We start from the raw sequence: 20,480 nt of genomic DNA on the forward strand, positions 1-20,480 counted from the left end.
TATCCTCTCTACTACGTATTAGGGCAAATATAAGCATTTATAAGCTTCACCCTTATCATAATGGGCTTATATTGCGCCCTCGAAACGGTAGCTTTACCGCCAGTGGACGGCTTCAGCCGTCTACGCTTGCTATTATAACAAATTTATGAAATGGGCTGCATCTGCGCATAGGCGCAACGATGCAGCCCATTTCATTTTTTAATGCGGGACTGTCATCCTCTGGCTGCTTTCTTTATAATGGAACTAAAAAAAGAAGGTGCGCGATTATTAGCTCCAGTGAAAAATATGGCGTATTCGGCTACCGCTTTCAGGAGCCCGCCGTACAGCCTATCTACCAGCTCTATGCGACTGGCTATGAGAAAATGGACAGCCTTCTGTATGAATGGGACGGCATGAAGCGAACGGACGGGCCGCTTTATTTATTTCAATATACCGTTTCAGGCTGCGGCCAGCTGGAGCTGGATGAACAGCGATTCTCCGTCCCGGCAGGAACGGCCTTTATGGTGGAAATACCGGGTAAGCATCGCTATTTTGCACGGGATAATGGAAATGGCAGCATTGGTGACGGCGGAAATGACGACGAGAACGGCACCCCATGGGAGTTTTATTTTGTGCTGTTCCGGCAGCAGCATCTTGGCGAGCTATGGTCAGCTATGTTAGATTCGCTTGGCCCGCTCCCGACTTTTCCGCTGGATTCTCCGGTTATTCGCATGCTCCAGCTCATTTATGCCGAGGCCAAGCATGGCCGGATTGAAGATGTTCATCAGGCTTCCTCGCTTGTGTATCAGTTTATGATGGAGCTGAGCCGCAGCCGTTCTGCCGAGCGCAGGCAGCGCAGCAGCTGGCCCGATAAGGTGCAGCGGGCGGCTGCATATATGGAGCAGCATTATACTAGGCCGGAAAGCCTCGATGAAATTGCGGCTGCCGCCGGATCGTCGAAATACCATCTGACACGCACCTTTGCCGAAGCGACCGGCATGACGCTGCTCGCCTATATGACGCGGCTGCGCATGGAGAAGGCTACCCAGCTGCTTCGGCAATCGCCCCTGTCTGTTCATGAGGTTGCGCTTGCGGTCGGCTACACGAGCGGCAGCTATTTCAGCAAGGTGTTCCGCAGCTGGACGGGCTTCCCGCCCAGCGAGTTTCGCGAAGCGCAGGAGCTGCCGGCCACGTGGCGGTTTATGTTCGACTGAAACCGCAATATTTTACATGGATACGCAATACTTTATGCTGGAAACCTATCGTTCTCTCGCTTACCATGGAAGAATAGAACCGCAATATAAGCGACGAAGGGGACGATATCGATGTTGAAGCATCACGAACTGGCTGTTACGCCGCCGATGGGCTGGAATAGCTGGGATTGTTATGGCGCAAGTGTGAAGGAAGAGGAAGTACGGGCCAATGCTCGTTATATGGCGGAGCATTTGAAGCCTTTTGGCTGGGAATATGTCGTGGTGGATATTCAGTGGTATGAGCCCGGAGCCTATTCCTCCTCGTACCGCCCTTTCGTGCCGCTGGAAATGGACGAATATTCCCGCTTGCTGCCCGCCGTTAACCGGTTCCCATCCGCTGCGGAGGGACAAGGCTTTAAACCGCTTGCCGAATATGTACACAGTCTTGGACTGAAATTCGGCATTCATATTATGCGGGGCATTCCGCGCCAAGCCGCCCATGCCGACACGAAAATTCTCGGCACCGACGCAACTGCCCGCTCGATTTCACAAGCCGGTGACGGCAGCATTTGTCCGTGGAATACCGACATGTATGGCGTCAATACGAACAAGGATGGCGCCCAGCAGTATTACAACTCGCTGTTTGAGCTGTATGCTTCATGGGGCGTAGATTTTGTAAAAGTCGATGATATCGCTGCTTCGAGGCTGTATGGCATCCGGGCTGATGAAATCAGCATGATTCGCCAGGCGATTGATGGTTGCGGACGTCCGATGGTGCTCAGTCTCTCCCCTGGCCCGGCTCCAGTCGAGCACGCTGAGGAGCTGACAGCTGGCGCCAATATGTGGCGGATTACGGACGACTATTGGGATTTGTGGCATCTGCTGTACGAAATGTTCGAGCGTTGTGAAAAATGGGCTCCCCATGTCGGCCCCGGCCACTGGCCGGATTGCGACATGCTGCCGCTCGGCCATCTCGGCATTCGCTCCGTTGATGGCGGCGGCGCAGACCGCTGGACGCGCTTTACCCGCGACGAGCAGGTAACGATGATGTCGCTATGGTCTATTTTCCGCTCACCGCTCATGTTCGGCGGGGAAATGAACGATAACGACGAATGGACGCTGTCGCTGCTCACGAACAAGGAAGTGCTTTCGCTGCACCAAAACAGCCGCGATGCCCGCCAAGTTTACCGCGATAGCGCAGACCGCATCGTATGGACCGCAGGCTCTGCTGAAGGCGACGGCCACACCTTTGTTGCTCTGTTCAATGCAGGCGATGAAGCGGCTGTCGTATCGGTATCGCTAAACCAGCTTGGACTTGACGGTACGCGCAGCGTACGGGATGTATGGCAGCAAGAGGAGCTAGGGCAATGCGAGGATTCGCTTTCCTATCAGCTTGCTCCACATGCCTCCCTTCTATTGAAGCTCACAATCTAATAACAACAAGAAGTCCCCTTCGTGGCCAGCTGGCCAGCCGATCACGAGGGGGACTCTTTCATTTATGAATAGACGGTTATGCTAGCCTTGGTGATACAGCCAACGGCTGCAGGTCCTGCTTTCTATTAGATACCGCCATTGTCGAGATAAGCCTGCATTTGCTTCTTGAGCTCTTCACGGATGGTATCCAGTCCGAGTGCGCGAAGCTCCTTGTTCAATTTCTCGGCGGATTGCTTCCAGTTCGGATCAAGCCCGTGCCTGAAAATTTGCACCGCTTGGTCGAACTTCGGCTGCACTTTGGCAATTTCTGTTTTGACCGAATCGGAATTGAAGGTAAAACCCGACAGCGGGATACGGAAATAGCTGTCATTGCTGCCTTGATAGTTCAAGTAGTCGAGCGTAAGCGCATCATTATCTGAGCCTACGCGGGACAGGATCGGATTCCAAGTCAATTCGTATTTAGGGAAAATGTAATTCGTTGAGCCTTCTGTCAGGCTGTATTGCTTCTCGCCTTCCGCTTTCCAGTGTGTTCCCTCGATGCCAAGCTCGAACAGGTCATGATTTTCCTGGCTGGAAAAAATCCAGTCGATAAATTTCATCGTGCGGTCTGGGTCCTGTGCCGTAATGGGAATGACCAGATCGTTCCATGCTTTGTAATCGGTAGGAATACAGCCTGCTTTTTTGTCTGCTGCGCAGGACAAGTAGACGAACGGCTCGACGTCTGCGCCAGAAACCGCTTTCTGCAGCTCTTGTCTAACACTTGGAATATCGTTAATCGTGCCTTCAAACGAAGCGGCTTTTCCCGCCTTGAACAGCGCGATGGCATCCTTCTCGCTAAGTGAATCCTTCTGGACATAGGGATTGAATGCAACGTACTTGTCATAAGCCTGATAGATATTGTCTGGATTGTTGAATGGCTCCGGGAAGCTCGCATATTCAGACGCAGGATCGCCGATTGTCGTAACGCCAACGACAGTTTTGCCATCCTCGGACAACGCGACGTTGAAGTCGGCGCCTGTTCCCGTAATGCCGAGTCCATTGACCGCCCAGTTGGCTCCGCGGAACGTCTGTGAATTCGTTTCGACCTCGAACATTTTGAAGAAGCCGCGCGCTCCTTTAAGCGCCAGAGGGATCATGCTGCCTTCATTTTTTCTGACATTGTCCAAATAAACCTTGTAATCGTCGTAGCTTGCAATCGGGTCCATGCCATATTTTTCACGCAAGTCTTTACGAACCATAACAGCTTCAATATCGGTGTAATATTGCGTAAGCGGAATGGCATAAATATGGCCATCTATTTTATTGCTGGCGAGAAACTCCTCCGAGAATGCAGCTTTCAGGCCAGGGTAATCGTCATTGTTAAAATATTTATCCAGCTCCGTATACAGCCCTTGGCTGACATGCTGGCTCAGGTTCTGCCATGGCGCGTCGAAGGCCAAATCGACCTGCTCGCCAGTAGACATTTTCAGCTTCATCTTCTGTTTATGGTCGTCACCTGTGTTAAATTCGAACTCAAGCTTCGTATTCAGCGTATCCTTCGTTCGGTTCTCGAACTCCGTCAGCACGCTGCCTAAATCCGTCGGCTTGTCGCCGAACAGCATAACCTTTAAAGTAATCGGTTTCAAAGCAGTGTTTGTCGAAGCTCCTCCGCTCTCTGCTGCACTGGAAGCGGCCGGTGTGTTTGTGCCACCGCTGTTGTTCGAGCAAGCTGAAACCAAAGCGACGATGGTCAGCATCAGGAAAAATGATTTAAACACCTGTTTCATGTTTTTTCCTCCCTTTTATGTGTGTAAAGTATATACTAAATCGCCTTTTGAAAGCGAGTTCAGCCAGTCACAAGCTAGCCTTTGACGGCGCCTACCATCAAGCCTTTGACAAAATATTTTTGCAGGAAGGGATAGAGGAAAATAATCGGGCCAATCGTGACGACCGTCGTCGCAAGCCGCGTCGTATAAGTCGGTGTCGCAAAGCCGGGAATATTGACCTTGGATGATATGGCATTGGCAAACTCCACATTGCTCATAATCCGCATAATTAAATATTGCAGCGGGAACAAGTCCTCCTTGGAAATATAGAGCATCGCCTCAAACCATTTGTTCCAGAACGCCAGCGCATAGAACAGGCCAACCGTTGCAATCGCAGGCAGCGAGATCGGCAAAATGATACGGAATAAAATATAAAGATCGTTTGCGCCATCGATTTTGGCTGATTCAGCAAGCGACTCGTCTATCGATTTGAAGAAGTTGCGCATAAGGAACATATTCCAGGGACTTACGAGCGCTGGAATAATGAGCACCCATATGGAGTTTGCCATGCCTAAATATTTTGTAATAAGCAAATAGTTGGCGACAAGCCCGCCATGGAACAGCATCGTAAAGTAGACGTAGAAGTTAATGCCATTGCGGTATTTGAGCGTCTTGATGGACAGCGGATAAGCAAGGGCGCACGTAACGAGCATCGCAAGCGCTGTACCGACAATCGTTACAAACAGCGTGACCCCATACGCTTTATAAATCGTTGCATCTTTAAAAATCAGCTCATACGCCTTAAGCGAAAATTCCTTCGGCCACAGACCGTAGCCATCGCGGAGCAAGGACGTCTCCGTAGTCATCGAGCTGCTGATAACCATGAGAAACGGCACGATGCAATAGAGGGCGAATAGGGATATGAGTACATAAATGGACAGCTTCACTATGCGGTCCGCTGCGCTTTCTTTGATCATGTGAGGCACCTCCTGTGGGAATCGACTATTTAAGTTGAACCATTGATTAGCATGGGGGCGTTGGTCGCCACTACGAAAAAGGTTGGACTTCCGGCCGCTGTTGTTTTCTAATTTCTTGATTCTATTCCTCTTGGAGGATGAAATAAGAAAACAAAGGCGGACGCTAAGCCGATGCTTACGAAGTGGCTTTCCTTCGGAAAGCTGTGGCTCTCTCCAGTTCCAACCTTTCTCTCCGTTTCTCCCTTGCCCCATCGCTTTCTCTCATTCAACTTATATAGTTTAGTTATTAAAATAAAGCGGAATCCGGGCTGAACTTTCTGGAGATTTGATTCGCGGTCAGCACAAGAATAAAACCAACCATCGATTGGAAAACGCCTACGGAAGCCGCCATGCTCATATCTCCCAGATCCATAAGCGCCCGGTATACGTACGTATCAATGACGTCTGTTGTGGGGTAAAGAATCGGATTGCGTCCGACAATCGCGAAGATCATGCCGAAGTCGCCATAGAAAATTCCGCCCATAGCAAGCAGCAGCATTAATATAATCGTTGGCTTGAGCAGGGGAAGCGTAATAAATCTTATTTTTTTCCACCGGCCTGCTCCGTCAATTGAAGCGGATTCATAAATATCCGGATTAATGCCAGATATCGTCGCCATATAGACAATTGAGCCAAAGCCTGCACCCTGCCAAAGCTTGATCAGCACAAGAATAGCTGGCCAATAGGCGGCTTCGTTAAAGAAGGAAATTTCTGCGATGCCGAATGCGCCTAATATTTTATTGATGAAGCCATTTTCACTGGATAGCAGCGCCACGATAAACATCGAAATCACGGTCCAGGATAAAAAATAAGGCAGCGTTACAATCGTTTGCGTAATGCGCTTGAACCATTTTCCGCCTAGCTCGGAGAGCATAATGGCGATAGCGACGGAAGCGAGCGTGCCAATTCCGATAAACAGCGTGTTCAGAAACAGCGTGTTCACCATCACCTTAATCGTGTCGCTGGATTCAAAGAAGAAGCTGAAATTTTTCAAGCCGACAAATTCGCTTTTGAACAGTCCCAGCCTTGGATTAAAATCCTGGAAGGCAATGACGATTCCGCCTATGGGCAAATACGAGAAGATAAATACGACTAGCAGTCCCGGCAATGTAAGCAAGTAAAGCAGGCCGTTTTTATGAAGTTCACTAAAAAAGGAGTCCTTCTTTTGCTGCCCGGCTGCTTTGCTGCCCGTTTTTTGTAATGCTGCTTCTCTCACATGTAGACCTCCTTAACGCTGCTTGCGTTTTCTTGTGCCCTCATCATGGCAGAAACAGCAGGCGCCCAGCTAGAATAAGATGTTCCGATATCCGCAATTTCATCGCTCGCACACGCTATAAAATGTTACTTTTTCACTGAAAAGCTGCTTTTTTCGCACAAGCAAAAACGACTTTGTCGTCCTTCTGGGACGTGTGAAGAGCTTTGCCTTAGAATTCTAAGCGGATATAAGGATGAAACTTATAATTTCTTAGAATTAAAAAAAACCGCCCCTTACAGCGGAGCGGCCGTTTTTCTCAGCATGATAGAACCTTTCACAGTGTTGTTTCATCTTCCTTAACATCCTTCAGCATCGTGTCCAGCATGTACGCCTTGCGATAATGAACGGGCGATTTGCCCGTATGCTTCTTGAATGAGGCATAAAAATAATTCGTATTCGTCATCCCGACCAGCTCTCCGACCTTTCCGGCAGATAAATCGGTAGACAGCAGCAGCTCCTTCGCCTTGTCGAAGCGGAAATCGGCAATATACTGCGAAATTGTTTTGCCTGTAAAATCTTTAAACACTTTTCTCGCATAGTTTGTCGATAATCCCACGGCTTCCGCCAAGCCCTCTACCGACAAATTCGGATCGGCATAGCCTGAGCGCACCTGCTCCTCAATAAGCGATACCGCCTTCACATTCGTCTGCGACGAGCTGTGGTCGCGCTGGCTCATCACTCGCCTGCATGCCGCTGCAAACTCCGTTATCATATGCTCCAGCGTCTCCTGCTTCTGAATCGTTTCCGGAAGCGACAGCATCCCGCTCTGCAGCAGCTCGGCTTCGCTGACCATCCCTTTGCTGGTGCGCACCGCCATAACCGTCAATTGATACACATACAGCATAATTTCATCATATTGATAGGTGCGGATTTCCGCAAAAAACTGCTCAACCGCCTGCTGGAATTTCGCCTTATCCCCCAGCTTCATCTGATCGGTAATATGCTTCTCCAGCGCTAAAGGATAATCATGCTCCGCAGCGGCATGGATAGCGGCCTCTCCTTGCTCGGCAATAATAGTGCCATAGCCGCAAATCAGACGATAGCGCGACGAATGGTAGGCCTGATTCCAAGAAAGCGGAATCGCCTTAAGCGTTTGCACAACTGGCCCAATCGCAATCGTAACCGACAGCTTCAAATACTGCGCAACCTTGGACTGAATATCTGCCATCCGCTGCTCAACCTCGGCAGTACCGCCTAGCTCGCCATCCTTCCAGCTCAGAAGCAGCACGATCGTATCGTCATTATCGTCCATAGCCTCGCGCTGCATCGGCGACGTTATAATTTCCTCCGCTATATTGGAGATCGCGTATTTGAATAAGGAAATATCCGCCAAATCAAATTGCTGCAGCCGCTTGTCGTATTCATCAAGGCGAATGACGCATATTTGGAAGCAATCCGCAGCATGCAAATGCAGCCCAAGCTCGGTCAGTTTTTTATCGCCTGCCAGGCCCGTGCAGCCTCCTTGAATAACGGAGCGCAGCACCTCCTTGCGTTTGGCGGGCAAATAACCCGATACGTCAAGCTGCAGATCCGTTACCTTCCCCTCCAAATAGGAAAAGGATTTCGTCAGCAGCTCATACTCATTAAGCTGGGAGCCATCTTTAAGTCCAACCTGCAGCGATGAGCCTACCCGCTTCATAATCGTATTGAGCGGCATATAAATCATGCGAATGGAAAAAAGTGCCGTGGCCGCGGCGATTAGGACAAAAATAGCGGTCATCCAGACGATAAACTGCTTTAAGTGATTGACCTTCAGCAGCAGGCTTTCATTTTCCGCAATGCCAATAAAGCTCCAGCCTAGACGATCCGACTTAAAATAAGAAACGAAGACGCTTTGATTATTAATCGTATCGCTCAGTTGGCCGCTTTCCGCTGTAGAATCCAATATGGTACGAATATAAGGCTCCTCATTTAAATTTTTATTCACCATGCTTGGATTGCTGTGGGAAATGACCGTTCCCTTATCATTAATAATGACCGATTGAATCGAGCTGCCGCTGCCGCTTCCCTTCGTTGCCAGCTGCTGCAGCATCTGTTGATCCAAATTTACGACAAGCGCGCCATCAATAATCGAATTGCGGGCGAATTGGGAATAGACAATCGTAATCCAGTTCTTCTCATAAGACTTTGCTAACTCGGTATACTTTTCATTACGCGGAATAAATACGCCTTTTTTATAAAAATCCTTCTCCTTCAGCATCGCCGTCAACCTTTTATCATAAAAATCTGCAATTGGCGTAATCGGCTTCTCCGATGAGAAAACGCTATCATTATTCAGGTTGTAAATATAAATCGAATCGATTAATGGGTTCGCTTCCTTCATCTCGGACAGCAGCGTATTAATTTGCTTCATCTCTATATAAGTGAAGGAACCGCCATACATCGCGTTATAAACGACCTGGTTGTCATAGTTTTTGGCAAAATAGTTATAGGTCGAGGTAAGCAAAATATCAGCCGTATTATAAGACTGCTCGGTCATCCGAATGACCGACTGGTTGACGTCCTCCGTCAAATTATCCGAAACCTTATCGATAATGACATAAGCAAATACCCCAATGAGAATAAATCCGACAGCTACATACGAAAAGATCATTTTCAGCAGCAGCTTCCGCTTCATGATAAAGCTCTTTACATTGTTCATTGCCTGAACTCCCCCACGTTTGTATAATCTGCTGACGCTCTGTTTATATTTTGCTGTTTTCTGATAATACCATGAAGTCGCCGGAGCGAATACCTTCAGACGAGTATTCCTTGTGTCTGCGCTACTATAAATATTAATGATTTGGTTACTATTTGAAGAACAACCCCACGATATCCGTCTTGTGATGGACCGCTCAGCAAATATGCAGCTGCGTATTGTATTTTTATTTACTTAAGTGTATATTTATACATAACGAGACTTATACGGAGGTTAGACGATGCCTAATTTGAAAAACAACGATACAGCTGCCTTGCTGGCAGCGGCCAAAAAATCAGTGCTGTTCACAGCAAGCAGACCCGAGGTCGTGATGGAGCGCGGGGAAGGCATGTACCTATGGGATACGGAAGGTAAAAAATACCTCGATTTCAGCAGTGGCTGGGCGGTCACCAGCTTGGGACATTCGCCTAAAGCTTTGCAGGAGGCCATTGCCAAGCAAGCAGGACAGCTCGTGCATGCAAGCCCCGCATTCTATAACAAACCAATGGTTGAGTTCGCGGAGCTGCTGACAAGCGTGTCCGGCTTTGACAAAGCCTATTTCACCAGCAGCGGCGCCGAAGCGAACGAAACCGCGATTAAACTCGCCCGCAAGCATGGCGCCCTAAATTTAAACGGCGCTTATGAAATTATTACTTTGACGAACAGCTTTCATGGTAGAACGCTCGCCATGATGTCGGCAACGGGCAAAGCGCATTGGGAAAGCCTTTATGCCCCTAAAGTTCCAGGCTTCAAGCATGTGCCTATTAATGATTTTGACGCGTGCTTCGCTGAGATTAACGACCGCACCTGTGCCATTATGCTGGAGCTCGTTCAAGGGGAGGGCGGCGTCCATTCGGTGGATGTGCCTTATCTGCAGGCGCTGCGCAAGGCATGCGATATTTATGGCATTTTGCTTATTTTCGACGAGGTTCAGACCGGTATTGGCCGGACAGGAAAAATGTTTGCCCATGAGCATTATGGCGTTAAACCAGACGTCATGACGCTGGCGAAAGGAATTGGCGGCGGCTTTCCGTTATCCGCGACGCTAACGATGAAGCAGCACGATCTTTTTGAGCCTGGCGATCAAGGTGGAACATATACGGGTGGACCGCTTGCGATGGCAGCAGGCCAGGCAGTCGTAGAGGAGATTATTCGTCTGGATTTGGCCACCAATTCGAAGCTGATGGGTGATTTAATGACAGAGAAGCTGGTTGAGTTGTCCCGCGAGTATGCGATCACCGATATTCGCGGCAAAGGCTTGCTGCTTGCCTTCACTGTGCAGGAAGGCATAGCGCCACAGCTTGCGGCTTGCTGCATGGAGGATGGATTGATTATTAATGCGCTTAACGCTTCCACGGTACGGATTACCCCCGCACTCACGGTAACCGAAGCAGAAACGGACGAAATGTTCGAGCTGCTGGAGCGTGCCATGAGCAAGCTGGGACTAAAAACTGTACAGAAAGTAGCGGCCAACGCCTAGCCGACATGAAGAAGCCGACAGCTGCCCAATAGCTGTCGGCTTCTTTCTCATCGTCTTATGAAGGCTCATAACGGAAATAATCAAAGTCTGCATGCAGCCTCGTGCCGTTTAAATCCTGCACGCACATCCCTGCCAGCGTCCCCGTAAAGCCAAGCTTGCCCTCATATTCATCCGACAGCTGCCCTAAATCCAGCCTTTCGCCCACGACCATCCATTGTTCACCATCTTCCGAGCAATAGAAATGAACCTCATCGTCGTGGATAACCGCCTTCAAATAACAGCTCTCCCAGCCTTCCGCCACTACGGTTGCGCCCTCTGGCTCTTCATAATGCCCTTGCTTGCTAGTCACCAGCGCAATATGCTTGCCAAGTTTCTCATCGCGGCTTATCCGCAAATAAAAATAATCGTCCACATCATAATACAGCGTCAAGCCAGCCATTTGGTTAAAATGTTCCGGCTCAAACCGCACGCAGGTTTCGATCTCGCAGTCATAATGCTGGAGCCTGCGGGCAACCAAGCTTTGCTGATGCAGCGAATAAAGGGATTCCCGCCCGTATAGCCGCAGAAATCCGGGCTGCTCCTTCAAGCTCAGCCAGCTCTCATCAGCCGGAACCCTCAATGTGCTGAAATGCAAATTCAGCTGCGGCGCATGGAAGTGATCAACAGCCGCTTCTGGCTCGAAAGGATGCTCCTTAAGTCCAGCCGCCTCGACCTCTACCTGCGGCAATCGTCCGCCGCCGGCAAGCCGCAGCCAGCCCTCATCGGACCATTCCACCTTCTGCAGCGCGGTTTCCCGTCCAAGTGGACTGAGCATTCTCCCTTTCAATGGCCTCGCGCATAGATGAGCAATATACCAGTCGCCATGCTGCGTCTCAACAAGCGCGCCGTGTCCGGCCTTCAATAGCGGATGCTCAGGATCGTTAACGGTTGTCAGAAGGGGATAATGGGGGTCGGCTTCATACGGCCCTTCAACTGTTCGCGATCTGGCAAGCGTTCCCGCATGGTTATAACCCGTGCCGCCTTCGGCGCAAAGCATATAATAATAACCATCCTTCTTGTACACGTTAGGCCCTTCCGTCAAGCCGATGTCCGTGCCGCTGAATACATGGCGAACTTCGCCAACAAGCTTTCCCTGCTCAGGGGAAAACTCCTGCATCACGATTCCTGCGAAGTGGCTTTTTCCTGGACGGAAATCCCATTTCATATTAAACAGCCATTTGCGGCCGTCGTCATCATGCAGCATAGCGGGATCAAAGCCGCTGCTGTTCAAATAGATCGGCTCCGACCATGGGCCTAAAATATCGCTGGCAGTTACTAAATAATTATGAAGATCCTTAAATGGCCCCTTGCGAGCAACTACATCGGTAATAAGCAAATAAAAGGTGCCGTTATCATAGGTTAAATTCGGTGCCCATATGCCGCCTGAGCTTGGCTTGCCTCTTAGATCCAGCTGCGATACTCGGGTTAAAGGATGCGTTAGCAACCGCCAGTTGATGAGATCCTTCGAATGATGAATTTGCACCCCGGGAAACCATTCAAACGTCGATGTGGCGATATAATAATCATCCTCAACCCTAATAATAGACGGATCGGGATTAAAGCCCTTCAGTATTGGATTAATGATCATTCGCTCTCCTCCTGTGTATAGAAGTCCTGTTAACGCCTCTAGTATAGCGTCTTTATCTGAGCAGCCAAGCTGCAAAAACGAATGAATTCGACTAAAACTCCCACACATGCCGCAATGAATGTTAACGATTTGTTAGAAATATGCTCTTCTATAATAAAAAATCGGCGTACTGGAATCTATGGAAGACTCCAGCACGCCGATGCGGCTAAACCTGACGATTAAAATTTAAAATAGTTTTTCGCATTGTAGTAGCTAATGTTGCGGACAATGTCGCCCAGCAGCTCGCGGTCATCCGGCACTTCGCCGTTCTCCACCCACTCGCCGAGCAAATTGCACAAAATCCGGCGGAAATACTCATGCCGGGTATAAGACAGGAAGCTGCGGGAATCGGTCAGCATGCCGACAAAACGGCTCAGCAGACCGAAGTTCGCGAGCGCCTTCATTTGTACGACCATGCCGTCCCGTGTATCATTGAACCACCAAGCGGAGCCCAGCTGGATTTTGCCCGGGATGCCGTCGCCTTGAAAGCTGCCGATAATCGAGCCAAGCACTTCATTGTCCATGGCATTAAGCGAATACAAAATCGTGCGCGGCAGCGCCTCATCCTTCGCCAGCTCATCAAGCAGCTTAACGAGCGGATACGCAAGCGGACTGTCACCGATAGAATCATAGCCGGTGTCCGGTCCAAGGCGATTAAACATCGCCGTATTATTGTTGCGCGCGGCATTAATATGAAATTGCATCGCCCAGTCATGCTTCGCATACAGCTTTCCGAGGAAAACAAGCGTATACGTTTTGTATTTTTTCTCATCCTCAAGGCTTACACGATTTCCGGCAAGAGCGCTAGCAAAAATCGCCGCTGCCTCATCCTTCGTCGTCTCTCCGTAAGGCACATAGTCAAGGGCATGATCCGAAACGCGGCAGCCTGCCTCGTGGAAGAAGGAAACTCTTGCTTCCAGCGCAGCTAACAGCGCCTCATAGCTGTCCAGCTTTTGGCCCGCGGCCTGCTCCAGCTTCGCGATCCATTCCAAGAAACCAGCGCGGTTAATTTCCAGCGCCTTATCTGGACGGAACGAAGGCAGCACCGCTACCGGAAAGTCCGGCAGCTCCTTAATTTTCAAATGATATTCCAGCGAATCCGCAGGATCATCCGTCGTGCAGACGACCTCAACCTTGGAGTTTACGATGAGATCGCGGGCCTTGAAGCCATCTCCCGCCAGCTTCGCATTTACTTTTTCCCAAATCGCCGGCGCATTGCGCTCATTAATCACTTCATCGACGCCGAAGAAGCGCTGCAGCTCCAGATGCGACCAATGGTAAAGCGGATTGCCAATCGCCTGCGGAACCGTCCTTGCAAAAGCGAGGAAGCGGTCATAATCGCTGACGCCTTCGCCACCCGTGACATATTTTTCTTCAATTCCGTTCGAGCGCATCGCCCGCCACTTGTAATGATCGCCATACAGCCAAGCTTCCGACAAATTCGAGAAGCTGATGTTGTCGTAAATTTGCTGCGGGCTCAAATGGCAATGATAATCGATAATCGGCATGTCCTTTGCATAGTTATGGTACAAATCCCGCGCCGTTTCATTTGCTAGCAAAAAATTGTCGTCCAGAAACTTAGCCAAGTTAGTCCCTCCTGAATTTAACTAGTTCGTCCACCTTCACAGCGAGTCCCGTCTGAATCGATTTATTAGCAGCAATACCTGTCAAAATCGAACGGGCACCGTCTACATGATTCGCCGCGCGATTGAACTTATCCTCTACTGGCGTGCCAAAAATATCGTTGAGCAGTACAGGATCGCCGCCGCCATGGCCGCCAATTCCTTCTTCCACTTCCACATTGTAAGGAGCGCCAAACATTGGATAAACGATAATGCGCTTGCCTTTCAGCGCGCCCTCTTGCGATTTTTCGCCGCCGGAATTAACATAGGATTGCTCGACAATTTCCATCTCAATCCGGCCCTTCGTGCCGTTGAACGCAATGCGGTAGCCTTCCCATGGCAGATAAGCATTAAGCGAATAAGTCAGAATCGCATTATTTTTGTAGCGTACCATTACGCCCATCGTATCTTCGATGTTAATGCCGTCGCTGAATACGCTTTGGTCGCGGCGGTAGCCGTCTTCATGCTCGGCATCCAAATACATTGCCTTGAGGTTTTCATTGCTGTCCATATGCAGCGCAAACGGATCTTCCTTCGCATTGGGGTGGCCTGTTGCACGGTCGTAAAACTTCGTTTCGCCACGCTCTTCGGCATTTTCCTTACCATAAAACAGCAGATCGCCGAAAGCAAAGACGGTATCCGGCTGCGAGCCGATCCAGAAGTTCACCAAGTCGAAGTGATGCGTCGATTTGTGGACAAGCAGGCCGCCGCTGTTGCGCTTGTCACGGTGCCAGCGACGGAAATAATCCGCGCCATGCTGCGTATTGAGCAGCCATTCAAAATGCACCGAATTGACTTTGCCAATTGTGCCGTTCTCGATCAGCTCTCTGGCTTTCGTATGATGCGGCGCATAGCGGTAGTTGAACGTTACGCGAACATTTTTCCCTGTGCGCTCAACAGCATCAATAATATCTTGGCATTTCTTCTCATCTACGGTCATCGGCTTCTCGGTAATGACGTCGCAGCCAAGCTCCAGCGCCCGAATAATATACGTATGATGCGTGCGGTCTACGCTGGTCACAATAACGGAATCCGGCTTCTCAATCTCGATCATTTCCTCGAATTGCTCTGCTTTATATGTGTTAACGGAATGATAATTATATTTATCGGTTAAACGATGGTTGGCATGGTCAAGTCTCGTTTGGTTCGTATCACAAAATGCAAGCAGCTCCGACGTATCTCTGAAATCGGTTGCAATTGCAGCGTAGAAAAACTCAGCTCTTCCTCCCGTTCCTACCAATACGTACTTTTTCTTTTGTGTCATTGCGGCTCACCCTTTGTCTGATTTTTTTGAAATATAAGAATTTATAAGTTTCACACGTATAAATAGGCTTATATTTCTCGGACTGAAACGCGCCGCGCCGCTAAAGGACGGCGACAGCCGTTTCACCTTGATTGTTTAATACGCTTTCATTTTATCGCATATAAGTGTTATAATTCTCCTCATATAGTGCTTAATTCACGAAATATGCCGCATATTTTGCGTTTTATACGAAAGGAGCTTTAAAGGCTATGATTGAAAAAACGCCCGCTTCCTTTGATTATGGGAATTTAGCGGATTTGTATATTGAATATATGAAGCGCTCCGAGCCCTTCACAATGCCCAATGATCATTTTCATGACTATTATGAAATTTATTATTTGCTCAGCGGCAAACGGATTTATTTCGTCCATGACCGTTCTTATCCGGTGGAGCAGGGCGACTTGATCTTCATTTCCCGCCAAGTCGTTCACAAAACGCTGTACGCAGGCGAAGCCTCGCATGAACGGGTCATCATCCACTTCGATCACCATTTCCCAGATACCTTCACGCCTGAGCTTCGCGAGCTGCTGCTGTCGCCGTTCGAGCAGCATATTCATGTGCTGCGGCTGCCTCGTCAGGAACAGCTGGTGATGGAGCAGCTCATTCGCAGACTGCTGGAGGAAATTCAGCAATGCCCTCCCGGCTATGAGCTTTATCCGCCAATCGCGGTTACCGAGCTGCTGCTGCATGCGGCCCGTTATTTGCAAAAGCACGAATTCGTCCCGCTCTCCCATGCCACGCCGATGCATGCAAAAATTACCGAAATCGTGCGTTACATTAATCACCACTTCAGCGAAGAGATTAGGCTGAGCGCCATTGCCGAGCAGTTCTATATCAGCTCCTATTATTTAAGCCGCATCTTTAAGGAAATTACCGGCTTCTCCTTCTCCACCTACTTGACGATTACCCGCATCAAAGAAGCCCAGCGCCTGCTGCGCGAAACCGACCAGTCGATTACGGAAATTGCCGCCGCCACCGGCTTCGACAACTTCTCCCACTTCGGCAAAACGTTCAAAAAAGTAACGCGCCTCTCACCGCGGGATTATCGCAAGCATTTGTAGCCTCTTGAACAGATAAATATGTAATATTTCAGTTGTATAATAGATTGTGTCCTGCAAGAAAGCTACTTGATAAATGGCCTTCTTGCAGGACACTTTTACATGACAAATAATGCTTATTTGACTTACTTAGTGTGCCTTCTTTTAAATTCAATCACTCTACTGTGTATAATGTTTACTTAACTCTTCTTTTATATTGAAAGTGTTCTCTGGTCTCCCATATTTACAGAGCAGTTCAGCAGCTTTTACAAATGTATAAGTCCAAGATTCACCCTTACTATGGGTAAGCTGTTTTAATGTATTTGCATAGCATGTACTATGCATGTAGGCTAATTCAAGCTGTTCTTTTCTGAAATCGCCAGTCCTTAAGAACAATTTCAGTTCTACTTCCGAACTAATTTCTCCTATTTTTTCCACAGCTTCCTCTATTACTTCTACTGGTAAAATGGATAGTAACGATGCATAATTGTAAAATGCGAAACTATAATCTTCAAGGGGATCGGTCATTTTCATTCTAACGATCTTCCATATCCCGTTTTTACTTACCCAATCACTTACCATAGCCCGAATGTTTTGAATATCATTTTCCTCACTGAACGCCCACAAATTGAATGCACTTTTAACGTCATCGTCTGAATATTCGAGCAGCACCGATAGGTCCATATGAGCAAAAATATATTTTTGAGCCCACTCACCCTTTTTTATACCATTATTATTTAATTGTGCTGCAATCAACAAACCATCTTTGTAGTTTGATAAAATAGACGTAACTTTTTCATTATCACTATCTTCTTTTATCAATGCTTTAAACATTTCATTTATAAAAATTGTCATCTGCCTATTAAATTTCGTGAGATCTTGATGCTGATCAAGAACAAATTTTAATATTTTCATGTTTTTCTCGACCTGCTCTGGAGCTATATCCAGCCACAATTGATGAAAAAACTCTTCCCGATTCAAATCAGTTACTAGCTCCCCGTATACCGTTCCCCCCTCGTCATCGCTGTCCAAAATCGCAGTATAAAATTTCTGAAGCTGCTCGTTGGACACCTTTAAAGAAGGTACAGCATATTGAAAATAAGTATCGAAATGCACAGAAGAGCAAATTAGTTTATTTTTGTTCGACAAAAATTTATTTACACTTGAATTCCCGAGAGCGGGAAATAACTTGTTTAATAAGGAAATATAAGACGGAAATTGTATGTATAGCTTCTCACGTTGCTCTTTGAGAACGACTTCATCTTTTTGCTCACCTAGGAATACGCTTGAGTTTTTATAAATGAACGCAAATAATTCAGGATTATCAATCTTAATCGCTAATAAGGTTAGAAGATCCTTCGGGTTCGTTTCTTTTTTTAACATGGGCATATGAACCATCGCGATATTCGCAACTCTCTCCATATTCCTTGGCGTGAACTGAAAGTGATTAGCAATTCCCCCTAAAAAATCGATGTAATCATTTTCAACTTCAATTGTATAATCGTTTATTATTTTCATCATTGACGTTTGAAAAGCTTTAATCATCAGGTAGGAATCAACTCTTGGCAGGTAAAGCGGCACATGAATAAACTTTGAAATATATTCAAGCCCTACCTTTTCCTCATAGTCTTTAGAATAGAGCTGGGATAACGATTTCGCTACGTGCTTCTCATCCATAGCAAGAACATAGGTGATATTAGGAAAATCAGCTATAAGCCGTACTAATTTAAAGATGATTTGAATCTCCTTATTATCTAGACGATCTATATCATCTATGAAAACCACCATAGGCATTCGAGCCGCTTTCAGCAAATCAATAATATGTTCCCTCATGCCTTGAGCATCTTCAAAATCTTTGGAAAGTTCAGGATTGCTCATATAATCTTTAAAATTCACAATAAACCCCGGTGGTCTTATGCTGATCGTTGTCAAAAATTTCAAATACTTTTTTAACCCATAAATAAGCTTTTGCTGGGAATTAGATTGACGATTTTCCAGATGCGATATTAACAGCTTTAAAAACTCAGGAATGATATTATTTTGATCCTTCCCCATATACCAAGGATGGAAACGAATAATCTTCTCTTTACTAATATGCTGCTTTTCAATCAAATCAATAATAGAGGATTTTCCTGACCCCCATGGCCCATATAGCCCAATAGTCAAAGCATGATCCGTAGGAATAGCCATACGATCTATGAGGATCGCTGCCAAATCTTTCGCAAACTTCTCACGACCCAAGCTGTCAGTTCCACCAATGCCTAATGAAGGACTAGAATGAAATTGGTACTTCTGTGCTTTGTCTGCAGCATCAGTCTCGGGCTCATCTTTTTTGGCAAGCAGCTTTTTGATCGTCAAAATGATTGCATATAAAGAAATGGCTATTACATTCACATCATATAGATCAGACCAAACTCCCCCGGAAAATAGTCTGTTCTGATCATTAAATCCATAATCCAAGATGATTGAGATTAACACTGCCGGCAGCAGTTTCCGACGTATAGTTTTGAATAAAAATAGCCTGACATGCTGCTTAAATTCAAAATAAACAATGGCTAACCAAATGGCTCCATACATAATGACAACAAGCTGGATAACGTGATTTGTTGGGGTGGTATTTAATATGGGCTTAAACGCTAAGCGGATGCATAAGAGGACCGCATATGATATCGATGTGCTAAACAAAATAAAGAAACCAAGTTTAGAAAGGTTAGTTTTTCCTTTTCCAAAATAATCTTTTAATCTTTTGACCACACTAACATCTTCTTTCATTTCCTCATATACCCCTCTCATATAACTTCCTTAATCATACAAATGTTATTTTTCTAAAGCAACGATCCTTACATAAAATAAAAACATTCCGTTTCTAGGATGTATTTTTAGGCATAATTATTGCAGGTTATCAACGAAAAAATTTACGTCGCAATCTTATACATACAAAGTCACTTAATTAGACTAATAAATTTGAAATCTCTATGATAAATTTACTGTGATGTCTCAATTTTGTATACTAGGTTGGGAGAAGTGATGAGATGATTAAAATTGGTAAAATTAGCTACTGGCATGTACATGCTTGGGATTATACGAAGGAAGCGCAGGCGCATCCGGGTACAGAAATTACAGCGGTATGGGATGAGCTTCCAGAGCGCGGCCAAGCGGCGGCTGACAAGCTAGGCGTTCCCTTCTACAGCAACTTGGACGAGATGCTCGCAAGCGACATTGATGCAGTAATCGTAGACGCTCCGTCCAACATCCACCGTGACGTTATCATTGCGGCGGCTCGCGCTGGCAAGCATATTTTTACGGAGAAGGTTATCGCTCCTACGCTTAAAGAAGTGAATGAAGTCATTGAAGCAGTATCCGCAAACAATGTGAAGCTTACCGTTTCCCTGCCAAGGCTGAATGCTGGCTACACGCTGGCGATTCAGGACATTTTGGCGCAAGGGCTGCTGGGCAAGGTTACGCTTGTCCGTGTTAGATTGTCGCATGATGGCGCTACGAAAAACTGGCTGCCTGAGCATTTTTACAATTTGGAGCAATGCGGCGGCGGCGCTTTGATCGATCTGGGCTGCCACCCGATGTATTTGACTCGCTTGTTCCTCGGTGAGCAGCCTGTTGAAGCATCTGCCCAATACGGCTATGTAACAGGAAAAGAAGTAGAAGACAACGCTGTTGTACTGCTAAAAACAGCATCCGGCGCTGTCGGTATCGTTGAAGCAGGCTTCGTCAACGCTTTTTCGCCTTTCACCATTGAAATCCATGGCACGCAAGGCACATTGATGTACGGCACACCAGATGACCGCCTGCTGCTGCGCACGAACTTGAACGGAGAAGACGCTGCGAAGGAGTGGCAGGAGCAGACGCTGCCAGACTCACGCCCAGGCGCTTTCAACCAATTTGCCGATCATATTGTGAACAATACAAAAGCTGAGGAAAATGTACAGCTTGCTGTTGAATTAACGAAGCTGGTTGAAGCGGCGAACCGCTCCGTGCGTGAAGGAAAATCGATTCGTATCGATGAGTTGGCGCAATAATAGACTACTGGATTATTTTTCAACAAAAACGGCTTGAAG

At 47.4% G+C, this 20,480-nt stretch carries 13 protein-coding genes; 5 read left to right on the plus strand and 8 right to left on the minus strand.

Annotation, left to right across the window (positions count from 1 at the left end; all coding sequences use genetic code 11):
• Positions 1-179: 179 nt before the first annotated feature.
• Both AC50X8_RS03295 and AC50X8_RS03300 read left to right on the plus strand, forming a co-directional pair.
• A complete protein-coding gene (locus tag AC50X8_RS03295) occupies positions 180-1,193 on the plus strand; it encodes a helix-turn-helix domain-containing protein (RefSeq protein ID WP_056043317.1) in 1,014 nt (337 codons plus the stop codon).
• Positions 1,194-1,307: 114 nt separating this feature from the next.
• Positions 1,308-2,606 carry a glycoside hydrolase family 27 protein gene (locus tag AC50X8_RS03300; protein ID WP_494878697.1) on the plus strand — a complete coding sequence of 433 codons (1,299 nt, stop codon included), beginning with the start codon at positions 1,308-1,310 and terminating at the stop codon, positions 2,604-2,606.
• 125 nt (positions 2,607-2,731) lie between these two features.
• On the opposite strand, the gene AC50X8_RS03305 is transcribed toward AC50X8_RS03300, so the two are convergent.
• From AC50X8_RS03305 to AC50X8_RS03320, 4 genes are all read right to left on the minus strand, one after another.
• Positions 2,732-4,372 (minus strand): ABC transporter substrate-binding protein, encoded by a 1,641-nt coding sequence (locus AC50X8_RS03305; protein WP_494878574.1) that lies wholly within the window; start codon positions 4,370-4,372, stop codon positions 2,732-2,734.
• A 74-nt stretch (positions 4,373-4,446) separates the two neighbouring features.
• A complete protein-coding gene (locus tag AC50X8_RS03310; RefSeq protein WP_494857741.1) occupies positions 4,447-5,328 on the minus strand; it encodes a carbohydrate ABC transporter permease in 882 nt (293 codons plus the stop codon).
• Between the two features lie 286 nt (positions 5,329-5,614).
• Positions 5,615-6,583 carry an ABC transporter permease gene (locus AC50X8_RS03315; protein ID WP_494878577.1) on the minus strand — a complete coding sequence of 323 codons (969 nt, stop codon included), beginning with the start codon at positions 6,581-6,583 and terminating at the stop codon, positions 5,615-5,617.
• A 313-nt stretch (positions 6,584-6,896) separates the two neighbouring features.
• Positions 6,897-9,263, minus strand: a complete 2,367-nt coding sequence (locus AC50X8_RS03320; RefSeq protein WP_494878579.1) for a helix-turn-helix domain-containing protein — start codon at positions 9,261-9,263, stop codon at positions 6,897-6,899.
• Positions 9,264-9,540: 277 nt separating this feature from the next.
• Between AC50X8_RS03320 and AC50X8_RS03325 the strand changes: the two genes are divergently transcribed.
• A complete protein-coding gene (locus AC50X8_RS03325) occupies positions 9,541-10,779 on the plus strand; it encodes an aspartate aminotransferase family protein (protein ID WP_494878581.1) in 1,239 nt (412 codons plus the stop codon).
• A 55-nt stretch (positions 10,780-10,834) separates the two neighbouring features.
• Here AC50X8_RS03325 and AC50X8_RS03330 read toward each other — a convergent pair whose 3' ends face one another.
• From AC50X8_RS03330 to AC50X8_RS03340, 3 genes are all read right to left on the minus strand, one after another.
• The gene (locus AC50X8_RS03330; protein ID WP_494878583.1) at positions 10,835-12,406 is read right to left on the minus strand and encodes a glycoside hydrolase family 43 protein; all 1,572 of its coding nucleotides are present in this window, start codon (positions 12,404-12,406) and stop codon (positions 10,835-10,837) included.
• A gap of 218 nt (positions 12,407-12,624) precedes the next feature.
• Positions 12,625-14,031, minus strand: a complete 1,407-nt coding sequence (uxaC, locus tag AC50X8_RS03335; protein WP_494857732.1) for a glucuronate isomerase — start codon at positions 14,029-14,031, stop codon at positions 12,625-12,627.
• A gap of 1 nt (position 14,032) precedes the next feature.
• Positions 14,033-15,331, minus strand: a complete 1,299-nt coding sequence (locus AC50X8_RS03340; RefSeq protein ID WP_056043293.1) for a Gfo/Idh/MocA family oxidoreductase — start codon at positions 15,329-15,331, stop codon at positions 14,033-14,035.
• A gap of 248 nt (positions 15,332-15,579) precedes the next feature.
• Here AC50X8_RS03340 and AC50X8_RS03345 point away from each other — a divergent pair, with 248 nt between their 5' ends.
• On the plus strand, positions 15,580-16,431 hold the full coding sequence (locus AC50X8_RS03345; RefSeq protein ID WP_056043291.1) for an AraC family transcriptional regulator: 852 nt from the start codon (positions 15,580-15,582) through the stop codon (positions 16,429-16,431).
• A gap of 156 nt (positions 16,432-16,587) precedes the next feature.
• Here AC50X8_RS03345 and AC50X8_RS03350 read toward each other — a convergent pair whose 3' ends face one another.
• Entirely contained in the window at positions 16,588-19,179 is a 2,592-nt protein-coding gene (locus AC50X8_RS03350) for a KAP family P-loop NTPase fold protein (RefSeq protein ID WP_494878585.1), read from the minus strand.
• A 260-nt stretch (positions 19,180-19,439) separates the two neighbouring features.
• On the opposite strand from AC50X8_RS03350, the gene AC50X8_RS03355 reads away from it, so the two are divergent.
• Positions 19,440-20,441: a Gfo/Idh/MocA family protein gene (locus AC50X8_RS03355; protein WP_056043285.1), complete on the plus strand. Its 1,002-nt coding sequence runs from the start codon at positions 19,440-19,442 to the stop codon at positions 20,439-20,441.
• The last annotated feature ends 39 nt before the right edge of the window (positions 20,442-20,480 follow it).

It is taken from the genome of Paenibacillus sp. JT22N15 (assembly GCF_059383755.1).

Bases quoted from the DNA above. Each gene is read 5' to 3' on its own strand.
- AC50X8_RS03330 (WP_494878583.1), bottom strand. From the start codon at position 12,406: ATGATCATTAATCCAATACTGAAGGGCTTTAATCCCGATCCGTCTATT.
- AC50X8_RS03350 (WP_494878585.1), bottom strand. From the start codon at position 19,179: ATGAAAGAAGATGTTAGTGTGGTCAAAAGATTAAAAGATTATTTTGGA.
- AC50X8_RS03325 (WP_494878581.1), top strand. From the start codon at position 9,541: ATGCCTAATTTGAAAAACAACGATACAGCTGCCTTGCTGGCAGCGGCC.
- AC50X8_RS03310 (WP_494857741.1), bottom strand. From the start codon at position 5,328: ATGATCAAAGAAAGCGCAGCGGACCGCATAGTGAAGCTGTCCATTTAT.
- AC50X8_RS03340 (WP_056043293.1), bottom strand. From the start codon at position 15,331: ATGACACAAAAGAAAAAGTACGTATTGGTAGGAACGGGAGGAAGAGCT.
- AC50X8_RS03345 (WP_056043291.1), top strand. From the start codon at position 15,580: ATGATTGAAAAAACGCCCGCTTCCTTTGATTATGGGAATTTAGCGGAT.
- AC50X8_RS03305 (WP_494878574.1), bottom strand. From the start codon at position 4,372: ATGAAACAGGTGTTTAAATCATTTTTCCTGATGCTGACCATCGTCGCT.
- AC50X8_RS03355 (WP_056043285.1), top strand. From the start codon at position 19,440: ATGATTAAAATTGGTAAAATTAGCTACTGGCATGTACATGCTTGGGAT.
- AC50X8_RS03320 (WP_494878579.1), bottom strand. From the start codon at position 9,263: ATGAACAATGTAAAGAGCTTTATCATGAAGCGGAAGCTGCTGCTGAAA.
- AC50X8_RS03295 (WP_056043317.1), top strand. From the start codon at position 180: ATGCAGCCCATTTCATTTTTTAATGCGGGACTGTCATCCTCTGGCTGC.